At 63.5% G+C, this 24,294-nt stretch carries 17 protein-coding genes; 13 read left to right on the forward strand and 4 right to left on the reverse strand.

Features of this window, described 5'->3' with window-relative positions; genetic code table 11:
- Positions 1-667: 667 nt before the first annotated feature.
- The 10 genes from VKZ50_07105 (at position 668) to VKZ50_07150 (ending at position 12,879) form a co-directional block, all read left to right on the forward strand.
- Positions 668-1,684, forward strand: a complete 1,017-nt coding sequence (locus VKZ50_07105; protein ID HLJ59482.1) for a succinylglutamate desuccinylase/aspartoacylase family protein — start codon at positions 668-670, stop codon at positions 1,682-1,684.
- 32 nt (positions 1,685-1,716) lie between these two features.
- Positions 1,717-2,469: an SDR family oxidoreductase gene (locus VKZ50_07110; protein ID HLJ59483.1), complete on the forward strand. Its 753-nt coding sequence runs from the start codon at positions 1,717-1,719 to the stop codon at positions 2,467-2,469.
- Between the two features lie 106 nt (positions 2,470-2,575).
- On the forward strand, positions 2,576-4,171 hold the full coding sequence (locus VKZ50_07115; protein ID HLJ59484.1) for an ABC transporter substrate-binding protein: 1,596 nt from the start codon (positions 2,576-2,578) through the stop codon (positions 4,169-4,171).
- A 46-nt stretch (positions 4,172-4,217) separates the two neighbouring features.
- Positions 4,218-5,147, forward strand: a complete 930-nt coding sequence (locus VKZ50_07120) for an ABC transporter permease (GenBank protein HLJ59485.1) — start codon at positions 4,218-4,220, stop codon at positions 5,145-5,147.
- The gene (locus tag VKZ50_07125; protein ID HLJ59486.1) at positions 5,140-6,048 is read left to right on the forward strand and encodes an ABC transporter permease; all 909 of its coding nucleotides are present in this window, start codon (positions 5,140-5,142) and stop codon (positions 6,046-6,048) included. The genes VKZ50_07120 and VKZ50_07125 overlap by 8 nt, the downstream gene beginning before the upstream one ends.
- A 145-nt stretch (positions 6,049-6,193) precedes the next feature.
- The gene (locus VKZ50_07130; protein ID HLJ59487.1) at positions 6,194-7,144 is read left to right on the forward strand and encodes an ABC transporter ATP-binding protein; all 951 of its coding nucleotides are present in this window, start codon (positions 6,194-6,196) and stop codon (positions 7,142-7,144) included.
- Positions 7,141-8,217: an oligopeptide/dipeptide ABC transporter ATP-binding protein gene (locus VKZ50_07135; GenBank protein ID HLJ59488.1), complete on the forward strand. Its 1,077-nt coding sequence runs from the start codon at positions 7,141-7,143 to the stop codon at positions 8,215-8,217. Before VKZ50_07130 ends, VKZ50_07135 begins: the two co-directional genes overlap by 4 nt.
- 108 nt (positions 8,218-8,325) lie before the next feature.
- Positions 8,326-10,113, forward strand: coding sequence for an alpha/beta hydrolase-fold protein (locus tag VKZ50_07140; GenBank protein HLJ59489.1), 1,788 nt, complete (start codon positions 8,326-8,328; stop codon positions 10,111-10,113).
- A 318-nt stretch (positions 10,114-10,431) separates the two neighbouring features.
- Positions 10,432-10,797 (forward strand): HD domain-containing phosphohydrolase, encoded by a 366-nt coding sequence (locus VKZ50_07145; protein HLJ59490.1) that lies wholly within the window; start codon positions 10,432-10,434, stop codon positions 10,795-10,797.
- A 480-nt stretch (positions 10,798-11,277) separates the two neighbouring features.
- Positions 11,278-12,879: a hypothetical protein gene (locus VKZ50_07150; GenBank protein ID HLJ59491.1), complete on the forward strand. Its 1,602-nt coding sequence runs from the start codon at positions 11,278-11,280 to the stop codon at positions 12,877-12,879.
- 708 nt (positions 12,880-13,587) lie between these two features.
- Here the strand turns inward: VKZ50_07150 and VKZ50_07155 are convergent.
- Positions 13,588-15,783, reverse strand: coding sequence for a diguanylate cyclase (locus tag VKZ50_07155; GenBank protein ID HLJ59492.1), 2,196 nt, complete (start codon positions 15,781-15,783; stop codon positions 13,588-13,590).
- A gap of 927 nt (positions 15,784-16,710) precedes the next feature.
- Here VKZ50_07155 and VKZ50_07160 point away from each other — a divergent pair.
- The gene (locus VKZ50_07160; GenBank protein HLJ59493.1) at positions 16,711-18,216 is read left to right on the forward strand and encodes a DHA2 family efflux MFS transporter permease subunit; all 1,506 of its coding nucleotides are present in this window, start codon (positions 16,711-16,713) and stop codon (positions 18,214-18,216) included.
- 1,425 nt (positions 18,217-19,641) lie between these two features.
- Positions 19,642-20,223 carry a TMEM175 family protein gene (locus tag VKZ50_07165; protein HLJ59494.1) on the forward strand — a complete coding sequence of 194 codons (582 nt, stop codon included), beginning with the start codon at positions 19,642-19,644 and terminating at the stop codon, positions 20,221-20,223.
- Between the two features lie 87 nt (positions 20,224-20,310).
- Here the strand turns inward: VKZ50_07165 and VKZ50_07170 are convergent, their stop codons facing one another.
- Complete coding sequence (locus VKZ50_07170) at positions 20,311-21,012, reverse strand: SOS response-associated peptidase (GenBank protein HLJ59495.1); 702 nt, start codon at positions 21,010-21,012, stop codon at positions 20,311-20,313.
- Complete coding sequence (locus VKZ50_07175) at positions 21,013-21,537, reverse strand: hypothetical protein (GenBank protein HLJ59496.1); 525 nt, start codon at positions 21,535-21,537, stop codon at positions 21,013-21,015. It abuts the gene before it with no gap.
- Between the two features lie 157 nt (positions 21,538-21,694).
- Here VKZ50_07175 and VKZ50_07180 point away from each other — a divergent pair, with 157 nt between their 5' ends.
- Positions 21,695-22,126 carry an STAS domain-containing protein gene (locus tag VKZ50_07180; GenBank protein ID HLJ59497.1) on the forward strand — a complete coding sequence of 144 codons (432 nt, stop codon included), beginning with the start codon at positions 21,695-21,697 and terminating at the stop codon, positions 22,124-22,126.
- Between the two features lie 416 nt (positions 22,127-22,542).
- On the opposite strand, the gene VKZ50_07185 is transcribed toward VKZ50_07180, so the two are convergent.
- On the reverse strand, positions 22,543-24,105 hold the full coding sequence (locus VKZ50_07185) for a D-aminopeptidase (protein ID HLJ59498.1): 1,563 nt from the start codon (positions 24,103-24,105) through the stop codon (positions 22,543-22,545).
- Positions 24,106-24,294 lie beyond the last annotated feature (189 nt).

Raw genomic sequence — 24,294 nt, forward strand, 5'->3', positions numbered from 1 at the left:
GCGTGAGGCACATACCCGCGTTGCTCGTGGTCCTTGCGCCACCGGCGCGGACGCGCTAACCGACGGACGCGCGCTGCGAACTGATTGCGGTTCCGGAGGCATGGTCATGCTCGCACCTGATTTTTCCGTAGCCTGCTAGAGGGCGATTAACGGGATACTCGCGAAGGAGGCGCTGGGGAACGGATCGCTCGCTCGTAAGGATGCCTCAGCGTCTTCTTCCCCTTGCGGCCTCCCCGAGCGACTCGTCAGAAACTCTCAGCCAAGGCAGAGCATACATCCGCGGCAAAAACACTGTCAAGCCGACGACACCCGTGCCACGCAAACCCCTGCCGTACCGTCGACGCCTGCGGCCGCCGCCGACCGATACGTGATTGTAGAATGCGGGCCGCGACGCGCGCATCGTTTCCTCCTGAGGATGTCCGGGACGGTCGAAGGCCTTTGCGAGTCCGATTCGGCCGGGATGGCGGCTCAGGAGGATGAACCGCGGTGAGTGTGCAATCAACAAACACGATGCTCGAGCCGATCCAACGCCTTGACCTCTTCAAGTCGAGGACCAGATGGCGATCATCGAGCCCCGCCCGTGCTCCACAAGGGCGCCTCGTGAAGCCTCCTGCGCTGTCGCAGGCGGCGAGGACCGTTGCGCCCATTTCAAATGGAGTCGTGTGAAATGACCGACGACCTTCGCGTCGCCCATATTTCTTGTCCGCCCGGCCAATCGGCCCGCGGTCGAATCGTGGTTGGGTACCAGCAGGATGGCACGGAACTCGCGTTGCCAGTGCTTATCATGAACGGTGCGCGTCAAGGTCCTACCGTCTACATGGGGGCGCTCATTCACGGCGGCGAGCCATCTGGCGCGGAGGTCATCCGCCAGATCATGCGCGAGCGAGTGGACGCGTCGGCCCTTGCCGGACGGCTCATCGCCATCCCGATCCAGAATCCCTTGGCCTTCCGCACGAGTACATACCACAGCATCGAGGATGGGCTGAATGGCAACAGGATCTTCCCGGGCGATCCGACCGAGACGTTGACCAACCGGCTCGTTGCAGCGATATCACGGTACGCGGTCGAGAAATCCGACTACGTTCTCGATCTGCATTGCAACTCTCGCGATTCGATCCTCTTCAACTTCGTTCGCTGGAACGAGTCGGAGGCCGCACGTGAAAGCGTCGCAATCTCGCGTGCCTTCGGGTTCACGACCGTGCTGTCGGAGGCGAAACGGCAGGGCTTCGGATTCGAGGAGCGGCTGGTCGGATTGCTCGCCGACATGGCGCTCGCTCAGGGCAAGCCGACGCTGACCGTCGAGCTCACGCCGAACTATGACCTGGTCCCGCCTATCATCGCGGGAGGCGTTAAGGGAGTCCTCAACGTGCTCCGCCATCTCAAGATGATCGAGGGCGAGCCCGAGCCACAGCGCGACCTGCCAATCATCAACGAGCTGCTCGGGCCGCAGCTGCGGGTCACCCCTGACCATGGCGGCTTCGTGCACCCGCAGGCGCCGATTGGGAGCTGGGTGACGAAAGGCCAGATCGTCGCGCTGATCCGGGATCCGTGGGGGGATACAGTGGAAGAAATCGCGAGTCCGACCGACGGGTACGTCCTCGCGTACCCGCGCCGCGGCAACCATGCCGCAGCCAGCGGCGACGTCGTCGTGTTCGTGGCGCCAATTCATCCGCCGGTCGATTGAACAAGCCGAGCGAGGTGCTCGCAGGAGAGATCATGACACAAGAGGACAGCAGAGTCGCGATCGTGACTGGCGGGGGATCGGGAATCGGTCGAGCCATCGCGATCGCGCTCGCAGCCGACCGTTGCGCCATTGCGGTCTTCGATCGTAACGCTCGGAACGGTGCCGCCGTCGCGTCGGAGATCGAGCGCTCAGGACAGCGGGCACGTGCCTACGAGATCGATGTGACCGTGAGCGGGCAGGTCCGTCAGGCGGTCGAGGACGTGGTGAAGACGTTCGGCCGGATCGACGTACTGGTGAACAACGCCGGGATCGGCTTCCTGGGCTCTGTCGAGGAACTCGCAGAGGAGGAGTGGGACCATGTGATGTCGGTCAACGTCAAGAGCGTCTTCCTATGCTCGCGAGCCGTCATCCCCCATATGGCGGCGCGCGGGGGCGGTCGCATCATCAACGTCGCATCGGTCGCCGGGCTGGTGGCCTCTCCAGGCCGCGCCGCCTACTGCGCGTCGAAGGGCGCCGTCGTGATGCTTACGCGCGCAATGGCGCTTGACTGTGCCACCCGGAACATTAACGTGAACTCAATCTGTCCGGGGGTGGTCATCACGCCGATGACCGAGAAGTCGCTGCGCGATCCTGCGGACCGCCAGCGAAGGCTCGACGGCACGCCGCTCAAACGGCTCGCGCAGCCCGAGGAGATCGCCCCAGCCGCCGTCTATCTGGCTGGCCCCGGAGGCAGCTTTGTGACTGGTTCCACGCTGGTTGTCGATGGCGGGTGGAGCATCGATTGAGCGTGCCTTCGACCGGTCGTTGTGGCGCGGTGCACGCCGCCTTGGCGATCACTCTTTCGGCACAGGGTCTAATTGGCGGACTTTGGTAAACAGGAGGAGGCGTCCGATGTCCACAAGTTCCCAGCTTCGACCCCGGCAACTGGCCGGACTGGCGGCCGTTCTCGCGTTCGTTGTCGCGGCCGGCGGCGCCGCATCGCCCAGCGCTGCGGACTCCCCACGGTCGGGAGGCTCGATCAACATCGCCATTGTCGGCGACCCGGGTACGATCAACCCGCTGAAGGACGGCGGTATCGCCGACAACTACGTGTCCGAGCTCATTCGCGACCGGCTCGTGTGCAGCGGTCGGGACGGGGACATCGTGCCCTGTCTCGCGACAAGCTGGAATACGCCGAACCCGACGACGTTCATCTTCCATCTTCGCCGGGGGGTGAAGTTCAGTAACGGAGCGCCATTCACGGCGGCCGATGCGAAGTACACGTACGACCAAATCGCGTTCGGCAAGAATTCCGACTTCAACGGCGCGGAGGGACCGATCAAGGGCACGAGGGTCATCGACGACCACACGTTCGAAATCGACCTCTCGCACCCCGACCCCTACTTCCTCGAGTACATGTCGCTGAACTCCGACATGGGGATCATCCCCCAGGGCTGGCTCTCACAGTGCGGGCAGAACTGCGACACGACCGTCGTCGGGACGGGCCCGTTCACAGTGACGGAGTGGGTCAAGGGCGATCACCTCACGCTCCAGCGGAATCCGAACTACTGGGACAGCCCGCGTCCATACCTTCACCAGATCATATTCAAGGTGACGCCGGACCCTGAAGCTCAGGTGCTCCAGCTCAAGGCGGGCGCCGCGGACATCCTCTTTCAGGTTCCGTTCAAGGACCTCCAGAGTCTTTCGCAAGCACCCGGTATCACAGTCGCAAAGCACGGTTCTGGCAGCATGACCGAGATCATCTGGAATAATCGCGTCGCACCCTTCAACAATCTCAAGGTGCGCCAGGCCCTTTCCTACGCAATCGACCGGAACCAGATCGGCCGAGTCGCAATGTACGGCTACGCTGATCCGATGACGGATCTCCTGCCGCCGTTCCACTGGGGCCACGATGCCTCGTACCCAGCCCCCACGTACGATCCCAACAAGGCCAAGGAGCTGCTCGCCCAGGCAGGGTACGACGCCAACCGCCCGCTTTCGTTCGAGTTGCGGATCATCAACAATCAAGACTTCATCGATCAGGCGACGCTCATCCAGCAACAGCTCCAGCAGATCGGTGTCCAAGTGAAGGTGACCCCCCTCGACAAGGCGACGTTCCTCGCGCCGATGTTCTTCACGAAGGACGCCCACAACCTCACGTGGCAGGCGGGGCTGGAGCGGTACACGTTCGGGGCCGACACCCCATCGATCGTGTGGCAAACGTACGACACGGGCAGCTACATCAACTTCGGCGGTGTCAATCTTCCAGACGGTGTCAAGGATTCGACCCTGCAGAACCTCATCGATCGGGCGAAAGTAGAGACCGACAAGACGAAGGCGAAGGCGCTCTTCGCGCAGATCTCTGCCCAGGTCGACAAGGACGCCCTGACTGTGCGTCTGCCATGGCAGAACAACGTTATGGCATATCGGAACCGTGTACAGGACTTCCATGTACTCGCGGCGTTCGAGTACCCGCTCCAGTACGTATGGGTGAACGACGGGAAGTAGGCGGTTGGGCAACCCGGGCGACGGGAGGCACCGGGGACGCTGACCGATGTGGACCTATGCCGCGAGGCGGATGCTCCTTGTGGTCCCTGTGCTGTTGGGGCTGTCGATCCTAGTCTTCCTTCTAATCCATCTCGCGCCCGGCGACCCGGTCACGGTTCAGCTCGGGATACATGCGACGGCCGAGACTGCCGCGCGGTTGCGAAGCAGTCTCGGTCTCAACGCCCCGCTCCCCGTCCAGTACGCTCTGTGGCTCAACCGCGTCGTGCGCCTGGATCTCGGGACCTCACTGTACGCTCACGCGCCGGTCGCCGAACTCATCGCGCAGCGATTCCCCACCACGCTCGCGCTAACCGTCGCGAGCATCCTCTTGTCGCTCGTCATTGGCGTGCCGCTCGGAGTCGTGTCGGCGACTCGGCGCGACGGGATCATCGACAATGTGGGTCGCCTGTTTTCGATCATCGACGTATCGATCCCGGTGTTCTGGCTCGGGTTCCTGCTCATTCTCGCCTTTGCGATTGGTATCCCGGTCTTCCCGCCAGGTGGATCGGTGAGCGAGTACGGCCCAATCGCGCTCGTCCTCCCATCGGTCACACTCGGCGCCTCGTTCGCGGGGATCGTCGTCCGATTTACCCGCGCCGCGATGCTGGAGGTGCTCGGTGAGGACTACATCCGAACGGCGCAAGCGAAGGGGCTCTCCACGTTCGCGGTGAACTACAGCCATGCGCTCGGGAACTCACTCATCCCGCTCGTGACGGTCGTTGGGCTCCAGGTCGGGGTCCTCCTCTCCGGAGCGGTCCTTACCGAGACGGTCTTCTCGCTACCGGGCCTCGGCCTGCTCATGGTAGGCGCCGTCGCGGCACGTGACTACCCGATGGTCCTCGGTACCGTTCTCTTCGTGGCAGTGCTGGTCGTCCTCGTGAATCTCGCCGTCGATCTTCTGTACGGAGTGCTCGATCCTCGCGTTCGCTATGAGTGACCATTCCACAAACGTCAACCAGACGCTCTCTGTGGCGGTCGCTGGGAACGCCGTGCTCGAATGGACCGACGACGGATGGCTCGGCCGCCTCCGCCGCAATCGCCTCGCCCTCGTTGGAACTGCCGGCATCGCACTGTTCCTGAGCGTCGGCCTGTTCGCACCGCTCATCGAGCCATATCCGTGGAGCCAGTTTGACCTTGCGCATCGCCTGAGCGGTCCGACGCTCCGCCACGTGTTCGGCACCGATCAGTTCGGGCGAGACATCCTTTCTCGCACGATCTACGGGGCTCGGGTATCGATGCTAGTCGCCCTGGCCGCAACGGCGATCGGGACCGTCGGAGGCGTCCTAATCGGTGCGGCGGCAGGCTTCTTCGGTGGCTGGATCGATGAGTTGTCGATGCGGACTATGGACATCATCCTCGCGTTCCCCCAGATCGTGCTCGCGATCGCCGTCGCGGCGTTGCTCGGTCCGAGCCTCATCAATGTCATCTGGATCGTCGGCCTGCTCATGGTTCCCCAGTTCGCTCGCGTCACACGAGGCTCCGTAATCGGTGTGATGAACCTCGAATACATCACGGCCACCCGGACCATCGGGCAAAGCGAGGTCATGATCGTCGTACGGCACATCCTCCCGAACATCGCCGGCCCGCTCATCGTGCTCGCCTCCCTCGCCATCCCCGGCGCGATTATTACCGAGGCCGCCCTCAGCTTCCTTGGCGCCGGCGTGCAGCTCCCCGAACCGAGTTGGGGTAATCTCCTGTCTGGGGGCAACGCCTACCTGCTCCAGGCGCCGTGGCTCTCAATATTTCCCGGGCTCGCCATCACTCTCGCCGTTCTCTCATTCAACCTCCTCGGCGACGGGCTTCGCGATGCCCTCGATGTAGCGGGCGGACCGGCATGACGCGGGTCGTGATTCTCGCTGGCTTGACGCGGCCGCCCGTCATGCGATCTCGAAAGGCTCACGGCGCCGGTGCCTTGGACCGGGGCCGATGGTGAGCCTTCAAGGCGGTGAGCCACTCCTGACCGTGCGTGATCTCGCCGTCGACATGCGTCAGCGTCATGGCGTTGTCCACGCCGTCCGCGGCCTCTCGTACTCGCTCGACAAGGGTGAGGCGATGGGCATAGCTGGCGAGTCAGGATCTGGCAAGACAATCAGCTCGCTCGCATTGCTCGGACTCCTCCCGGCTGGGATAAGCCGCGTGGTTCGCGGGAGCATACTCTTCGCCGGTCGTGACATCGTGGGGATGCAAGATACAGAACTCCGGGCATTGCGGGGCGGGCGGATCTCGATGGTGTTCCAGAACCCGCTCTCGAGCCTCAACCCGGTCATGACGATCGGTCGCCAGCTCACTGAGGCGATTCGTCTCCACCTCGAGCTGTCAGCCGATGAAGCATGCGGGCGAGCGATCGAGATGCTCGAGCTCGTCGGGATCCCTGACCCGGAACGACGCCTCAGCGACTACCCACACCACTTCAGCGGTGGCATGCGACAGCGAGTCATGATCGCGATGGCCCTGTCGTGCCGACCGGATCTGATCGTCGCCGACGAGCCGACCACCGCGCTTGACGTGACGATCCAAGCGCAGGTCCTCGATTTGCTGAACAGGCTCCGACACGAGTTGGGTATGGCGGTCATCCTGATCAGCCACGACCTCGGAGTCGTCGCGGATACGACCGACCGAATCGCGATCATGTACGCGGGTCGGATCGTGGAAACGGGGCCGACGAGACAGGTGCTCGGCGCTCCGCGACACCCGTACACAATTGGGTTGTTGCGCTCTATACCGTCCCTTGACGGCCTGCGTCGTCGGGAACTGGCGGCAATCGAGGGTGCGCCACCCGATCTGTCGGTCGATATCACCGGTTGCCCGTTCCGCGACAGGTGCGCCTGGGCGATCCAAGAGTGCGCGGAGATCGATCCGCCCCTCGAGCCCGTGGCGCCTCGGCACACGGTTGCATGTTGGGTGAAACCGGCGGAAACGGTGGAGGCGACGTGAGCGACGAGCGGTCGGCGGCAACGCCGATGCCAGCAGGTACCACGCCGCCGCTTCTCGAGGTGGAGCGCCTCCGCGTGTGGTTCCCCGTGCGGCGTGGCATCCTCCGCCGTCGGGTCGGGTCGGCGAAGGCGGTCGACGACGTGTCGTTCACGGTCGGGCACGGCAGCACGATGGCACTCGTCGGCGAGTCGGGCGCCGGCAAGACGACGATAGGACGGGCGGTCGTCCGCGTCCAGCCGGTGACATCTGGAACGATCCGCTTCAAGGGGGAGGTCCTGAGTGAGTTGGTGGGATCGGATCTTCGCCGAAGGCGTCGTGAGTTCCAGATGATCTTCCAGGATCCCTTTGGCAGTCTGGACCCGCGTCAGACCGTGGGGGACATTCTCGCTGAGCCCTTGGCCATCCACGGGCTCGCCTCGCCCGGCGAGCGGCCCACGAGAGTTCGCGAGCTTCTATCACTCGTCGGCCTCGACCCGGCTTTCGCGAGCCGATACCCGCGCGAGTTCAGCGGTGGGCAGCGCCAGCGGATCGGGGTCGCCCGGGCGATCGCTGTCCACCCGGATTTGATTGTTTGCGATGAGCCAGTGAGCTCGCTCGACGTCTCGATCCAGGCGCAGGTGATCAACCTCCTGATTCGTTTGCAGGGTGAGCTCGGCGTTGCCTATTTGTTCATCGCGCACGATCTGGCCGTCGTCCGGCACATCGCGGACCGGGTCGCGGTCATGTACCTCGGCCGGATCGTCGAAATGGGCAGCGTGGAGGAGGTGTATGCTAACCCGGCGCACCCGTACACGGTCGCACTCCTTTCCGCCGTCCTCAACCCCCGCGCCGGCCGACGCCGCCGGATCGTCCTGTCAGGCGAAATCCCGGGCGTCGATCGTCCGCCCGCCGGCTGCAGCTTCCATACCCGGTGCTGGCTCCGGACCCGCCTTGGCAACCCGGAGATCTGCGGCCAGGTCGAGCCGGTCCTGCGGGGCGCGACTGGCGGGTGGACGGTCGCCTGCCATTTCGCGGAGGAGACGCCTCGTCATCAGCCGACCAGAGCGCCCGAGGCGGCTGGTGGGGCGGTGTGAGGGAAAGCTCGCAGGTTCGGCGGTCCTGTCGCTCATTCGCGTGATCCGCGAAGCAAGCTATCCGCTAGGGACTCGCCCGGCGGCACGACGCAAATCCAGGAGACGAACGTGACCAAGCCGTCGATGACCCGTTTTTCGCTCTCGTTCCCGTCCTCGATCTCATCGACCCCGATCACGGGTCGCGCGTTCGTGGTCATCACGAAGAGCGTGGACCGACCATACGTCGTCGCCCCTGGACCAGGCGCACTGGGCGGCGCGGAGCAGGGCATCGAACCGCGTCGGCAGGCAGGCACGTGGAAGAACCGCGTGCCTTTTTTCGGTACGTACAAGAAGAGCGTTCCCTACTTCAGTCCCTGGGTGGCAAGCGCGCCGTTCTTCGGTGTCGACATCGACCGGGTCGAGCCTGACCAGGTATTCGTCCTCGATGAATCGGCGCCGGGTTACCCGCCGCTCAGCATTCGCGATATTCCCGCCGGGGATTACTACGTGCAGGCGGTCCTCAACGTGTACACGCGGTTTGTGCGATCGGACGGCCATACCATCTGGGCGCACCTAGATCAGTGGGAGGGCCAGCACTGGAACTCGTCGCCAGGCAACCTCGTGAGCTCGGTCGAACGCGTGCACCTCGATCCCGATTCCGGGTACGACGTCGAACTCAAGCTCTCGACGCGGTTTCCGGCAGTTACAGTTCCTCCCGATACGGAATATGTCCGCCGGATCGGGTTCGAGAGCCGTCTGCTCAGCGAGTTCTGGGGCCAGCCGATCCGTCTCGGAGCAGTCGTGCTGCTGCCGAAAGGCTACGACGAGCACCCCAACGAGCGGTATCCGGTCATCTATAACAACGAGCACTTTAACCTCGGCGCACCGTTCGGGTTCTCGCCAACTCCGGTTGAAGAGGCGGAGGAGCAGCGGTACATGCGCGAGCTCCGAGGCCTTGAGAACGGACATGAGTTTTACAAGGCTTGGACGTCGGATGACTTTCCCCGGGCCGTCATCGTCACGATGCTCCACCCGACCCCGTACTTCGACAGCTCGTACTGCGTGAACTCGGCGAACGTCGGTCCGTACGGCGATGCGATCATGACCGAGCTCATCCCCACGCTCGAGGAGACGTTCCGAATCGCGCGGGAGCCCCGGCTTCGCCTTCTCACCGGCGGCTCGACCGGCGGCTGGGTCTCGCTCGCCCTGCAGGTCTATCACCCGGACTTCTTCGGCGGCGCGTGGGCGTTCGCGCCCGATTCCGTTGACTTCCGGCGATACGGCCTCGTCAACATCTACGATGATCCGAACGCCTACCAGGCGCCCAACCGGGAATGGCTTATTCCGGAGCGGGTGTTCTACCGCTCACCCGATGGCCAGCCCGAACTCACGCTCCGACAAATGAGCCAGCTCGAGGCGGCGTCGGGCACGCATTGCCGATCGGGCGAGCAACTCGACGTGTGGCACGCCACATTCGGGCCGGTGGGCGCCGACGGGTATCCCCGCCCCCTGTGGGACCAGCGCACTGGCGAGATTGACCACGTTGTCGCCGAGTATTGGCGCGACAACGGATACGACCTGCGCGGCTACATCGAGGAACACTGGCCGGAGATCGGACCGGATCTCGTCGGGAAGATCCACGTGTTTTGCGCCGATATGGACGATTACTTCCTCAATCTCGGGGTCTATGCGCTTGAGGAGTGTCTCGAGAACACAGAGGCGCCTTACTACGCCGGCTCGTTCACATACGGTCGCCCGCTCGACGGCCACGTGTGGCATCCGTTGAACCACGCCGAGCTGGTGCGCGGGATGCTAACGTCGATCCGCGCGCGGCCGCGGGGGCGGCGGCATTTCGCCTCCCGGCCGGGTGCGGTCGCGTACGAGATGGGCCAGAAGCCCCGCAAGCCAGGAGCCTGAAGAGCCAATCCAGTTTGCCATGACAAACACGGGCCGAACGTCAGATCGGGCATGGAGCGGGTGGTGGACTACGGGAATGAGTCATCTTTTTCTCAAGAGCCTACCGCTTGGCATCGATCACCACCATTCGATCCAGATTGAGGGTCAGAATGCCGAACCCGAGCCACAGATCGGCGCCAATCCCGTCCCCGGCAATCGACTGTGGCGCCACGCGTAACTTGCGCCTGCCCAAACTGATCGTCGCCTCCTGGCCACTCCGCCATCGTTGCTGGCGTCGGAACCACCGCTGTCGCTTATACGCGGCTCGGTCCGGACTATATTTCCTTTATAGGGCAGGCTGATCCACTTGACGCCAAAGAGTGGACGATGATGCGCCAGCACCCCGTGCTCGGAGAAGAGATCTTGGCGTCGGCGGAACGAATGCGCGGGGTGGCAACTCTCGTCCGCCATCACCAGGAGCGTTGGGACGGCAGCGGCTACCCCGATGGGCTCCACGGCGAGGCGATTCCCCTGGGCGCGCGTATTCTGGCGGTCGTCGACGCTTACGGGGCGATTACCGAGGCCCGTCCGTACAAACCGGCACGCACCCACGCGGACGCGGTCGAGGAGATCCGCCGGTGCGCTGGCAGCCAGTTCGATCCCAAAGTGGTTGCGGTGTTTTGCGCGGTGGTCGGGACCTTGTAACCGCATCTGCTACGGTGGTGCGTTGGATGGCCCCCCGAGAGTGTGTTCGTTCGGCAGGAATCCATCACCGAACAGCGGGAACCCGTGACGCATGAACGCTGGTGCTGAATCAGAAAAACGTCCGCCCGTTGAGTTCCCCGGCTTCTTTGCGGTCCGCTGAAGGTGGCTACCTGAAAGTGGACGATTTCTTGACGTTCATCGCGGGCGCGTCATCCGCGAAAGGCGACACGAAAACACGGGTGATGGCCTGGTTGAGCCGGCAGGGTGTCACCGGCCCGGTGGAGGCGCTCTCACCCGCAGAGGTGAGCCGATTCAGCGAGACCGCGAGGAAGATCATCGTCGCCAAGGAGGGACGAGAGCGGTGCCGTGCTCGGCATCAACACGCGTCTGGTCAGGCTCGCCCCGGGTCTCCGCGGTGGCGCGCGGCGCGGGCCGTGGCCCAAGGCAGGTTCGAGACTCGCCCGCCCGAATCGCACAAGGATGAAACACGTCGCACCGACCGCAGTTGCAGCCCTCTTCCTCTGGGCCGTCGTGTTCTTCGCAGGACTCGGTCTCCCGGCCACAGCCGTTCCGGCGGAGGGTCCGGCGATCCTCATGTTCCACGGTGACCCAGGGCGAACGGGCTGGATGCAGGATGAGCACAGGCTGACTCCGGCCGCGCTGCGCACCGGTCGATTCGGAACGTTGTGGGTGTCCCCGGTGGATGGCGAGATCTACGCGGAGCCACTCGTCGTGTCCGGGGTGGCCGTCCTGGGGCGCGTCCGCACCGTCGTGTACGTGGTGACCGAGCGCGACCTCATCTATGCGTTCGACGCCGCGGACGGCGGACGCCTGTGGGGCCCGGTCTCGCTTGGATCTCCGGTGCCGGGCGCGCTGCTGCCGTGCGGCGACATCGACCCGGTCGGGATCACGAGCACGCCGGTGTTGGATCGGGGCGCCGGCACGCTCTACGTCGTCGGCCTGACGACGCCGGACGGCGGACGTGCGAAGACGTACCTTGCCGCCGCACTCGATCTGAAGAGCGGCGTGGCGCGGCCGGGCTGGCCGGTGCCGATCGCGCCCCCGCCATCGTCCGGGTTCACGTTTCACGGTGGAGTCGAACAGCAACGGGGCGCCTTGCTGTTGACACGAGGCGTCGTCTACGTGCCGTTTGGCGGGTATCGGGGCGGATGCGGTGACTATCATGGGTGGATCGTCGCCGTCCCCGTGCCATCGCCTCGCAGACAACAGTCATTCGCAACGCCTGCGGGTCGACAGGGCGGTATCTGGGCCGCCGGTGGGATCGCGGCCGATCTCAGCGGGAACCTGTACGCCGCGACCGGCGCGGCCACCGCGGGGCCGGCGGATCTGAGCGACAGCGTGATCCGTCTCGCCACGTCGCCGACGTTGCGGTTCTCCGGGGCATCCCGGGACTTCTTCACGCCCAGCAATGTCACAGCGCTGAACGGGACCGGCGTCGGCCTGGGGGCATCGGCTCCGCTCGTGGTGCCCGACCAGCCGGATCTGCCGACGCCGCACCTCGTCTTCATCGCGGGCAAACAAGGTATCGCCTATCTCGTCAACCGAGACAACATGGGCGGGGTGAGTAGGGGCACCGCGATCGGGCGAGAAGGCGTGTTCAGTCGGTGCGCCTTCGGCACCTGTGAACGCAATGTTCCCGAGGTGTTCTCTGCCGCAGCCTACTGGGACGGGGGAAGCGCGGGACGGGTGATCCTCGTGCCGGGCCGTGGCCGGCAGCCCGCGCCCTGCGTGGGGACCGGCGGCATCGCGGCCTTGAGGCTTGGAACGGCGGCGGGATCTCGTGCCCCAAGGCTGGACGTGGCATGGTGCAGCGCGTCGATGCGTGATCCGGGCGCACCGTCGGTCTCGGGGATCGGTCCCGATGGCGGCGTTGTGTGGGTGCTGGATACCGGGGAGGACGCGGTCCTCTACGGGCTCGACGCGCGCACCGGGGACACGCTCTTCAAGTCCGCCGCCCAGAACGCGGTCGGGCGCACTGAGCGCTTTGTCACCCCCGCGGTTGTGGGTGGGCGCGTGTACATTGGCGCAGGCGACAGGGTCGTGGCCTACGGACTTCGGTAGGGTGGGCTCGGAGACATCGCAATTGCCGCGTTCATGGCCCCTCGCCACTCTCCGTCACAAACTCGAGGGCATCCAGTCCTCGCGCTTAGGTGCATCCTCCCATGACCCGCCCGCGATAACCTCGTATCTCGCTACCCAGGCTACGAGTTTGAGTCAAAGGCTTGTCCGTACGATTACGGCGCTCGTTCTTGACGGAGCAAGTTGAGCGTGTGACTAGCACCGCGTCACGGTGGGCAAAGAAATGATCGCGAGGCTACCGGGATCCGCAAACAAGAATGAAGGGTGGGGGTTGATGGTGGCAGGCATTCGGTGGTGGATGTGGGCGATCGGCGCCGTAGTTCTTGGCGGCCTCGTACTGATGATTGGCTATCACGTCGGCCGTTTGCAACCGGCAACATCCGTTCCGCAGTCGTCGTCCGTAACGGTACCAGTGATGCAGACGCCGCCCGCGACGACACCTGGCCCGACCGCGAGGCCAATACCCGCTAACTAATCGAACCATGGGTTCCCGAGAAACGCCACTGGCCGAGGGCGAATCAAGCTCGTAGACGTGACGAATGCTTTTTCGCGTTCCGCGACTAGATCAAGAGAGAACACCGAGGGCCGTCGTCTTGGAGGGGCTAACGTAATAAACATTCGCGAGTTGCCTGAACACGCCCGCCACGCTCGGCTAAACAGATCACGGTGTGCAGCCATCCGGGGCTCATACTACGCAACGTTAATCCTATTCCCTCCGCTCCGCTTTGCCTCGTACATCGCTTGATCGGCGGCCTGTACCAGCGCGCTCGCTGTCCCACCATCGTCTGGTGCCGCCGCTAGCCCGACGCTTGCGGTCACCCGCAACGGTCGCGACCCCGCCACAGGGATCTCCTCAATACGTTGTCTCACCCGCTCAGCGATCTGGACGGCTGCTGTTTTCGTAGTGTTTGGAAGGAGCAACACGAACTCGTCCCCTCCGAACCGTGAGGCAAGATCCATCTCGCGGCTGTTCGCCCGCAGGATGTCCGCAACCGATTGCACGATCGCATCGCCGGCCAGGTGGCCAAGTCGGTCATTGATCTGCTTGAACTTATCAACCTCAATCAGGATTAGCGTGAGGGGGTCGCCAGTCCGGCGGGTCCGGGCGATTTCGCGCTCCAACGCCTGGAATAGAGCGCGATGGTTCGCGAGCCCGGTAAGCCCGTCAGTCAAGGCAAGTTGACTCAACGCCTCGTCCCGAACCGCCCGCTGAATTGCAAGCGCTGCGAGTGCCGCGAACGCCTCCAGCATCTCCCGCGTCTCCAGTGGGAACGCATTAACGATCGGACTCTCGACGTCCAGTACCCCGATGACGCGGTCGTCGGCCACAAGTGGATACGTAACCATAGACCGCACTCCGCTCGCATTCGCGATGTACAGTGGGTCACGCGTCACGTCAGGTGCGAAGTACGGACGTCCGTGCTTCGCGACAGACGCCAGGAGCCCGAACTCGCCTGCTCCCGCGCGTAATGCGGCTACCCTTTCAGCGTCGAACCCGCGGTGCGTCTTGAAGCAGAGTCTGCGAGACTTTTCATCGACAAGGAATACAGCGCAGATCGGATAGTCAAAGATCCGCTGGATCTGACCTAGGATCTCATCCAAGACCGTCGCGAGGTCCGGAGGACGCATCAAATGTTTCACCACATCCACCATCGCTGGGACAGTGCGGCTGGCCCTCCGGGCATGCGCCAGCGACCTTACGATGGCTTTTCCAGACGACGACATCGCTTGAATCCCCGGAGTCCGATCGACTCGGTTGTCTTCCGTGATGCTGATGGGCCCCTCTCTCAGGATGCGGCAAAAGACATCGACGACTCGAGGATCGAATTGCGTTCCGGCGCATCTGCGGAGCTCCGCGATGGCGTGCTCGGCGCTGCGCCCTTCAGAATACGCTCGATTGTCGGTGATCGCACTGTAGGCGTCGACGACCGCCAGGATACGGGCCCCCAACGGGATTACCTCTCCTCGCAGTCCGTCAGGATAGCCGGTGCCGTCCCAACGTTCCTGATGGTGGCGCACTAGCCGCGCAACTGTTCGCATTCGATCTACCGGACGAAGGATCTCTTCACCAATCTCCGGATGCTTGCGCATGATTGCCCACTCTTCGTCGGTAAGAGGCCCCGGTTTTTGCAGGATGTAGTCCGGGACGCCGATCTTTCCAATATCGTGGAGGCGAGCTCCCCAGCGGAGTTCCTCGATCTCGTCATCGCGGCAACCCAGGTCGTGTGCCGTCGCCGTGGCGAGCGTGGCGAGACGGGCGCTGTGGGCGCCAGTTGTAGAGTCGCGAGACTCGATCGCCTGGGCCATCGCCAAAACCATCTGTGTGAAGGCTTGCTGAAGGTCCTGGTACAATGACGCGCGGCGGATAGCCGTGCCAGTCATCTCCGCAATCCCCTTCAACAGCCGTAAGTCAGCGTCTGTAAATGAAACTTGGTCGGATGTTTTCCTCCGAGCCAGTGTGAGCGCCCCTATCGCTTGTTGTTCGGATCGCACGGGAACGATCGCGAGAGGACCGAATCCGCGGTATAGTCCGATGGACATGTTGATGGGGATCGGCTCTCGAAAAACATCCTCTGTCAGATACATGACGCCCGTCCGAACTACCCATCCCGGTAAACTGTCGGCGAGCGAGAGCGACGCATCCGCAGCTTCTTCAAGATGGCCCGAAGCGGCGACGCGGGTGAGCGTTTCGCGCTTTGCGTCTGCCAAAGTCAGCGCACTGAAGTCGGCGTGCAGAAGATCCCTAGCGTACCTTGGCGCGATCGGGTATAGCTCTACCAAATTCGCAGACCGAAGCTCCTGGCTCAACGCGATTAGCGCCTCAAGGCGCACGACTTGCTGTCGGAGATCTTCGTCCGCCGCTTCGGGGATCTTCCCGAGAGCCACAAACTCGCCCCGCCCACTATTCCCCGATGCCGAACTCGGCACCAACTCGCCGGCCCCCTTCGCAACGATGTCAGCTCGAACAAGGTTGGAGACGCCCGCCCGCGGGGGCTGGTATGTTTGTCGTGCCCAGCCACGCCCTGGCTCAGACCCGAATACCGGCGCACGCCACGGGCATGTTCGTCTGTCGCGAGTACCGGCGTCTGGGATTTGAGGGTGTCGTCGCCAAGAAGCTCTCCAGCGAGTACCGGCCAGGGAAACACGCCCGATTGGGTAGAGATCCCGTTTCGTCGCCGTGAGGAGTTCGTGATCGGTGGTTATCTCTCGTCTGCCCCGAGCCGGCTGAGCACACTGATCCTGCGCCAGTACGATCGCAAGGGCAAGCTCGCCTGTGCCGCCTCGTGGGACGTGGGCTACCCACCGAGACACGACGCGTCATCCTCGAGGAGTTACGGGCCACCGGCAAGCGGGGCTGTCCGTTTGTTCCGACACCGACACTTCGCGATCACTGGGGACGCTTGCGCACCGATCTGCCACCACACCGGGTGACGCGCACGCCTGTCGTGGAGGTGGAGTATCGGCAGCGCCTCGAGAACGGGCTGCGCCATGCATCACTAAAGAGCCTGCGGCCCGACAAGAACCCCAATCGTCTGCGCGGGAAGTTCTCGCTTCTCCCATTCTTTCCTCGTGGCAATTATCCGCTATTGTAGTGCCAAAAAGGCGCCGGATGCTTCGCAAACAGGTTTGGGGGCCAAGAGTCACAATAATACTCCGGCCCCCGCCTGCCGACTTTCGCACAGATCGAATTTGACGTGCTCGTCTAGAAACCGCGGAGAATGTCGAGAATGCAGTCGCTCTCGTCGCCCCTGTCGTTACCACCGGAATAGCGGGAGAGGTGAACCACATCGGTCTTGACGAAATCGAGGAGCGATGCGGCCGAGCCCGACGAATGTGAGCCCGTCTAGTCCGATCGCAGCCCCCGAGACGCCATCCTCGCTGTCCGCTTCCAGCAAGTTGCTGCTGCCGTGGCTGGTCGCGGTGGCGTTTTTCATGGAGTCGCTCGACACGACGATTCTAGGCACGGCGGTGCCGACCATCGCGGCGTCGCTTCATGTTGCGCCGCTCAGCATGAAATCGGTGCTCGCAAGCTACACCCTGAGTTTGGCGGTTTTCATTCCTATCAGCGGCTGGATGGCGGACCGGTTTGGAACACGCCGGGTGTTCGCCTCCGCGATCGGCCTCTTCACGCTGGGATCCCTCCTCTGCGGCATATCGGGGAGCATCCAGGTCCTCGTAGCGAGCCGCATTCTGCAGGGTTGCGGCGGAGCCATGATGGTGCCCGTTGGCCGGCTGACGATTGTGCGGACGTTCGCCAAATCGGAGCTCGTCCGCGCCATGAGCTTCGTCGCCATCCCCAGTCTGATCGGTCCCATGCTGGGACCAACCGTCGGCGGTTTCATCGTAGGATACCTTCACTGGCGGCTGATTTTCTTCGTCAATATTCCGATCGGCCTGACCGGCCTGTATCTTGTCTACCGGCATCTGCCGGACTATCGCGCGGAGCGCAGCGACCCTCTCGATATCGTCGGGCTGATCTTGTTCGGATCGGGGGTGGCGCTGCTTTCATACGTGCTCGAAGTATTCGGCGAGCACACGCTCAACGCGGGTGCGATTCTGGGGCTGCTGGTCCTCTCCGCCGCGCTGCTGGCGGGCTACGGATTTCATTCCACGAGAAGGCCGTATCCGTTGCTGCGGCTCGCGCTGTTTCGAATCCGCACGTTTCGCGCGGCAACAGTCGGCGGCTTCGTGACCCGCCTCGGCATCGCCGGCATCCCGTTCCTCTTCCCGCTCTTGTATCAAGTGGGGCTGGGGTTCACACCGGTTCAATCCGGCTTGATGATGCTGCCGCAGACGATCGCCGCCATGAGCCTGAAGGTCACGATGCCGACGATCTTGGCCCGCCTAGGGTACCGCGCCGTGCTGGTCGTGAACACTCTGCTCATCGGCTTGCAGATCATGCTGTTTGCGCACTACGGACCGGCCACGCCGGTGTGGTCGATTGCGGCGGAGATGTTCTGCTATGGATTTTTCACGTCGCTGCAGTATACGAGCATGAACACGCTTGTGTACGCCGACGTCACCGAGGAGCAGGCAAGCGCCGCGAACTCCATCGCCAGCACGATGCAGCAGATGGCCATCAGTTTCGGCGTGGCGTCGGCGTCGTTGGTCACCGCGTTTTTCATTCCCGATCGCCACAGTTCGAGCGTCCCGGGATTCATTCACGGCATCCACCGGGCCTTCTTTGTGCTGGGCGGCATGACCATCGTCTCGACGCTCGTGTTCCGCGAATTGAAACGAGGCGACGGGGACGCCGTGAGGCAGAGAACCGAGGACGTCCACAGTCGGGGGACCGCGCGGGAAACCACTCGCGCATGAGGCAGGTAGAGTAGTCGAGCGGCTGCCGGAGCGGACTCGGCCCTGATCCCCGAGGGCGCGCGCTCCGCCGGCGTCATGGCCGCGAGTTTCTCGGACAACGACACGCGGCCCGGCGTGACCATCGCGACGTCACCGCCCACACGAGGGCGTCCAGGCGGTCGGGCGACTCCCCCCTCGCCCGGCACCCACGAGCACAGTTGCTCCTCGAGTTCGGCGTGGAGCCCGACGTGCCGGACCTGCCACAGCTCGAACAACACGGCCGCAAGTTCGGCTCCACCCCTCAAATATCGACGGAGAGCGCGACAACTCGGTATCACCACCTCCACCGTGAGCCGGGCCCTGTCGAGAAAGGGGAGTACGTCCCACAAACCGGCGAGGGCTCCTCCCTCGTCCTAGGGTAGCGTGGTGCCTCTAGCAGGGTGCTACGGAACACGCAAACTACCTCGGCTGTCTCAGAAGGAGATCCTTTCGCATCGTTTTCTCGACGAGAAACAACAAGAAGGTAAGGCTCTGGACCGTGGGTGGCGCGTACAGAACCTGTGTTCGCAATACATCAAGCACGCATTTCTCACTCAGCCCTATCCTGGTCCAGGAGGGTCCAGCCGACCTGCCGAACGTCCCCCTATGGAGCCCGGGGCGATGACGCTGGAGCAGGCCATCGAGTATGCGCTAAACCAGAAAACCGACTGATGCGCTACACGAATCCTTCACTACAATACGGGCAGGTAGGAGAGCGGTGAGCAACAACGAGAACGAGGCTTCGGAGCCGCTAGGCGGGGAACCCGCGTGCCTCAGTCCCTGGGTCTGCATTAGATGCGGGCGGGTTATCGAGCAACCATCCCGGCGCTATGTCGTCACGGGCCAGGGGGAGCGCTCGCGCCAAACCAGCGAACCCGGTGGACCAAATGAAACGATTGGCCCCTTCCACGAAACGTGCGTCAGTCTGTGGCTGGATGAACAACGCTCGGGAAGGTTTCCGAAGGTTGCTGAGTAGGCGTTGCGTATGGGAAACGTTTCCTCCGAGAGGTAACGGAATGCACAGGCGGTCGGGGTCCGGCTAAGTGACGTGGTTCCACACGTTGGAGTACCGCACTTTCGCGCCAGGGACGCTGGGCTCCGGATTGGCAAACGCCCGGTCGTCTTGCGCGGCCGATTGAAAATGTCGTGGTAGCGTGTCTCGCCAAAGACGTACAGGAACAACTTGTTATTCGTGATGTTTTGCACGTCGTCAGGGGACAGGCAGTACCGCTTGCCCCGGACACTCAGGTCCCATCCATAGGTGACGTCGGCGCCCGGTCCGAGCGCGGTCATCTGCTGGGCAGCGACGTGGATGCCGGTTCCAACGCGGGCGTCGCGGAGGAATCGCGAGACCACCCCGCCAACAAGCCCACCACGATGACGCACCGCACACGCCGTGATTGATCCGTGAGCAGGGGACGGCTCGAAGCCTTCAGCGACGGTGTCATTGCCATTCTCATTACGATCATGGTGCTGGAACTCAAAGTGCCCGCCGGCACGGATCTCCACGCGCTCCGGGCGGCAATGCCGACGTTGGGATTCTACGTTCTCAGCTTCGTCATGCTCGGTATCTATTGGAATAACCACCACCACATGCTGCACGCCACTGAGCGTATCAACGGCACGGTGTTGTGGGCAAACCTACATTTGTTGTTCTGGCTCTCCCTGATCCCGTTCATGACGAGCTGGATGGGTGTGTATTGGGCCGACGCGCTGCCGACAGCAGCCTACGGGACGGTATTGTTGCTCGCTGGGTTTGCCTATTGGATTTTGCAGATGACGATCATTCGCGTGCAGGGACAGGTGTCGCGGCTGCAGCACGCGGTCGGGTCCGACGTCAAAGGCAAGCTTTCCCTCGTCCTATACGCATGCGCAATTCCGTTTGCGTTCGTCGCGTCGTGGATTGCGGATGCGGTGTACGTGGCGGTTGCCCTGATCTGGCTTGTCCCGGATCGGCGGATCGAGGCTGAATTCCGCGAGGAGCAGTAGTTCGCAACATCGTCATCGTCGACTGAATTGCGCGGGCGACGGGCGCTTGCGAGACTCGGCATTGATAAGCCCGGGGCGTCGCCTTGTTCATCGTAGGGCCAGCAGGCATGCGTGGTCCGACGACTCCAAGAGGTCAGGATCGTTGTTCGCGGGCTTGTTCACCCTTCGGCTGACAAGCCACATTCGGAGAACACCCTCCCGTGCGGGATGTAGGAGGTCTCTCGCGTCGCCGTCCTCTTCACCCAGCCACACCGGCCAGTCCGCCTCTTCGAGGGCTACCGGCATGCGATTGTGAATCCGGGACATCGCTCCATTGGCTTCCGTCGTCACGATCGCGAAGGTGCGGAGGTCGATGTCCCTGTCAGGATCGTGCCACGCCTCCCACAGCCCGGCGAGGGCCAGCGGGTTCCCGTCTGCCCGGGCAATGGCATAGGGCTGTGTTTGCTTCTGGCCGGGGGCGGTTTGCCACTCGTAGAAGTTGTCGGCAGGGACAAGACAGCGACGCTTGGCGAAGGCGTCTCGGAACATCCCCGAGGCGGCTACGGCCTCACCGCGGGCATTGATTGGCCGCCGGGTGTGCATTGGATCCTTGGCCCACCGCGGGAGGAAGCCCCATTGGAGCAACTCCAAGCGTCGCACCCCTGTCTCGGGTTCACGGAGGACGACCATCGTGCTCTGGCTGGGCGCGAGGTTCCACGCCGGTTCGATCCCCGGATCCGGCTCATAACCGGCACGGAAGAACTGTGCAACGAGCCCAGGGATCAAGTGGATACCGAGGCGGCCGCACACTTACGAGATCCGCGTCGGCACGCGATCCTGGAACCGGATCGACGGATGCATCTGCGCGTCTTCGATGGGCCGGAACCACTCGCCGGATTCCAGCCGCGGCGCGACGGCGTGCGACTCGTCGAACAGCGCAGAGGCGCCGAGATCGTCGAACGCCCGCTCCCACGTCGGCCCGAAGTCAGGCTTGATACCGCGCTCTTCGAGCGTTGCTTGCGCGAAATCGAGCAGCGCCCGAAACGCGAGCTGCTCGGCCACACACGCTGGCCGGTAGGGCTCGTCGCCCCACACGCGGACGCCGACCGTGAGCAGGCAAGTGAGGAACTGGCGTCCGAACGTCTCGTCATAGCATGTGCGGTATCGCGAGGGGAGATACGCTGTTAGCCAGGTGTCCTCGAAGGGCACGCCTTGCTTCAGGTCGGTGATGGCATCGAAGAAGAACTGGGAGAACACGACCGCGGAGTCCTGAAGCGCGGTCGCGTGAGACGCAGATAGGGTCGAGACGTGCGAGGTCTTCTCGTGGACGGCCACGGCGTGCCGCCCGATTCGGGCTTTACAGGCAGTATGTTATTCCGAACAGGTGTTCGCAAGTGTTTGCGCCTCGAACCAGGCGGGTACATCAGGCGTAGTCTCTTGTGACTAGCCTTGACCAGTCAAACCTGACCAGAGCGACCAGAGGAGGGTATCTATGACGCCCGTGCAGGCGGGGGGATGGGTTCCCGACGATCTGGCTACGAAGGTCCACAAGCTCCGTGAGATGAGCGTCGTTGTCGCCTATGGTGAGGTCGATCTTACCAACGTCCACCTCTTGAAAGACCTACTCGACCACCTCTCTGCTCGTGAGGTCCCGCTACTCCTGGACCTGGCCAAGGTTCGCTACATTGATAGCGCCGGGCTCGAACTTCTGATGCAGACGTACCAACACTGCCGGGCTCAAGGGATGCCATTTGCCGTGGTCGCCGAGCCACTGGTCCGACGCACATTTAGCGTCTTGTCGCTTGAGACGGTACTCTCAGTATTCGATAACGCTGCGTCGGCGCGAGAGCACCTCGTTGCTGAATGGTGGGGGCGGCGAGACTCCACGTCGACCCTGACCGAAGCGCACGTCTCGCCTTCCTAGTCGGGTTCTCCAGGCAACTCAGGGTTTGGCGGAGCCACTTGTTCGAGACGCGGCAGCACCGGTGTTTCTCGCGTTCCTTCTTGGCCAGGATGACCTTCTGAGCCGGGGCCGTGATCAGCGAGTGCATCGGAATCCCGTCACACTTGTCGCTCCCACCGTTCGACACCGGCGCTAGAATCTATCTCGACCACCCGGGATCGAGAGCGGGACGAACGACGAAGGACACCCGAAGGAGCGAGGCAAGAGCGATGCCAAAGCACACCACCCGGACCACGTGAAGAGTGGCTGGCAGCGCGCCTAGGACGGCATCGCTCAACTTGCCCTAGTCAGCCAACGAAGAGTGGCGCGGCGCGTGTTCAAGCCGAAGACCAGGCCCACAGCGCTGCCACGGACCGTAAGGTGGTGAAGACCGCGTGTCACCCAATGCGAAGGTATGGCAAGTGGCGGGCTAACCAGCAGCCGACCTCGACACTGGTTACCCGTCCCGCCCCGTTGCGCCGGAAGGCCAGCGTCCAGTCACCGGGCGGTCTGTGATCCAGCGCACGCGGACAAGGGAGTGCCCAGATATCCGGGCCGACCAGGTCAAGCATCTCCATGCGCCCCTGGCCCAGGAAGCCGGAGAATCCACCATAGAGCACGCTCCCAGCATCCGCCACGATCAGCTCGGCATCTAGCTCCTCACAGCGGTAGCGGCCGGCGACATCCGTGGTCGGTGCACCGTAGCGCGGGCACAGGCGCGAGCTCTGGTTCTCTTGCGGGCGGTCCATCCAGAGCCTACTGTTATCGGGCCGCAACCGCGCCGTCGCGCACGTGGCGGTGCCGTCAGCCTGCAGGTCGAGCCGTTCCGGAGACTGCCCGTAACGCAGGCGCACCCGCCCGTTTGCCTCCGCGTCGATGCGCACTGCGAGCCCAGTCTCAGGCTCGGTGTAGGCGCCGAGCCAGTCCGGCATCGGAACAGTGACGGCAGGAGGCCGCCGGTCTTCGCCCAGCACCGCGGCGAGCAGGTCTACCGCGGCTTCATACGCGTCCGCGAGGTGATTGAACATGACTACGACCGAGACGCGCTCCGAAGGTACGTACAAGCGATGGCTCCGCCAGCCGCGCAACGCGCCGCCGTGGCCCGTGACCGGGCGACCCAGCTCGATTGCTCGATTCAGGCCAAACCCGTAGGCGGCGGAAGTGCCGTCGGCGAAGCTGACCGGGACGGAGAGCCGATTGTACAGCGCCTGTGCGTCGTCGCGGGTGGCGTCTACGTGGCGCTCCCAGGCGATCATGTCGTCGAGGCAAGCGCCAAGACCGGCATCGCCGCTCCAGAAGATACGGTTCTCCGCAGCACGGAAACCAGTCGCCGGCGTGCCCTCGTAGCCCTCCGTCCCATCCGGTGTGGCGCGGGTGTCGGCAAGAAGCAACGCACTGTTCATGCCGGCGCGCTCGAAGATGCGGCTACGCAGCAGCTCTGCAAAGCTGCGGCCGGTGTGTTCTTCGAGGATGTCAGACAGGATGCGGAAGTTCTGGTTGGCGTAGGAGTAACGGGTGCCCGGGGCAAAGTGCAGCGTCCGCGCGCCGACGATCACGCGGGTGGCTTCGGTGTCGCCGAACGGCGCCTCTGGGGGCGCACCGTGTAGCATGGCTAGCGCCCAGTAGTCACGCAGGCCTGACTGATTGTGGCATAGGTGCAGTGCGCTCGGTGCCGGCTCCTCCAGCAGCGGCAGGCGGGCGCGTACGTCACCATCCAGCACGGACGGATCGGGGAACACATCAAGCAGCAGCGCACAGGTGAACTGCTTGGTAATGGAACACATGCGGAATAGTGTGCGGGGCGTGAAGGAGATGCGCCGTTCGGCATTCGCCCAGCCCCACGTGTGGCGGGCCAGCACCTCACCCGCGCACAGAACGGCACACGCACCGCCCGGCCCTGAGTACGTGCGCGGCAGGGCTTTGAGACAGGAATCAAGGCGAGTCGAGAGAGATATCGTCATGAGTACTATTTCGCGCTCCTAAATGGGAGTTGTGATGCGCAAAGATGACCTCCACTCGGACGCGACGCCGCGCCAAGGTGAACGTCGATCAAGAACCGCCACATTCGTTGTGAGCAACCCGGCGCCATTCTTCTGCGATGGATATCCTGCGTCCTGGTAGGCTGCGGCAAGCACGCGATAGTGCTCCAG

The sequence above is a fragment of the bacterium genome (genome assembly GCA_035295165.1).
Lineage (GTDB): Bacteria > Sysuimicrobiota > Sysuimicrobiia > Sysuimicrobiales > Segetimicrobiaceae > JAJPIA01.

Excerpts from the sequence above, each read along its gene's own strand:
- VKZ50_07130 (HLJ59487.1), top strand. The coding sequence starts at position 6,194 with ATGCGTCAGCGTCATGGCGTTGTCCACGCCGTCCGCGGCCTCTCGTAC.
- VKZ50_07120 (HLJ59485.1), top strand. The coding sequence starts at position 4,218 with ATGTGGACCTATGCCGCGAGGCGGATGCTCCTTGTGGTCCCTGTGCTG.
- VKZ50_07125 (HLJ59486.1), top strand. The coding sequence starts at position 5,140 with ATGAGTGACCATTCCACAAACGTCAACCAGACGCTCTCTGTGGCGGTC.
- VKZ50_07150 (HLJ59491.1), top strand. The coding sequence starts at position 11,278 with ATGAAACACGTCGCACCGACCGCAGTTGCAGCCCTCTTCCTCTGGGCC.
- VKZ50_07185 (HLJ59498.1), bottom strand. The coding sequence starts at position 24,105 with ATGACGATATCTCTCTCGACTCGCCTTGATTCCTGTCTCAAAGCCCTG.
- VKZ50_07110 (HLJ59483.1), top strand. The coding sequence starts at position 1,717 with ATGACACAAGAGGACAGCAGAGTCGCGATCGTGACTGGCGGGGGATCG.
- VKZ50_07160 (HLJ59493.1), top strand. The coding sequence starts at position 16,711 with ATGCGGCCGAGCCCGACGAATGTGAGCCCGTCTAGTCCGATCGCAGCC.
- VKZ50_07115 (HLJ59484.1), top strand. The coding sequence starts at position 2,576 with ATGTCCACAAGTTCCCAGCTTCGACCCCGGCAACTGGCCGGACTGGCG.
- VKZ50_07180 (HLJ59497.1), top strand. The coding sequence starts at position 21,695 with ATGACGCCCGTGCAGGCGGGGGGATGGGTTCCCGACGATCTGGCTACG.
- VKZ50_07105 (HLJ59482.1), top strand. The coding sequence starts at position 668 with ATGACCGACGACCTTCGCGTCGCCCATATTTCTTGTCCGCCCGGCCAA.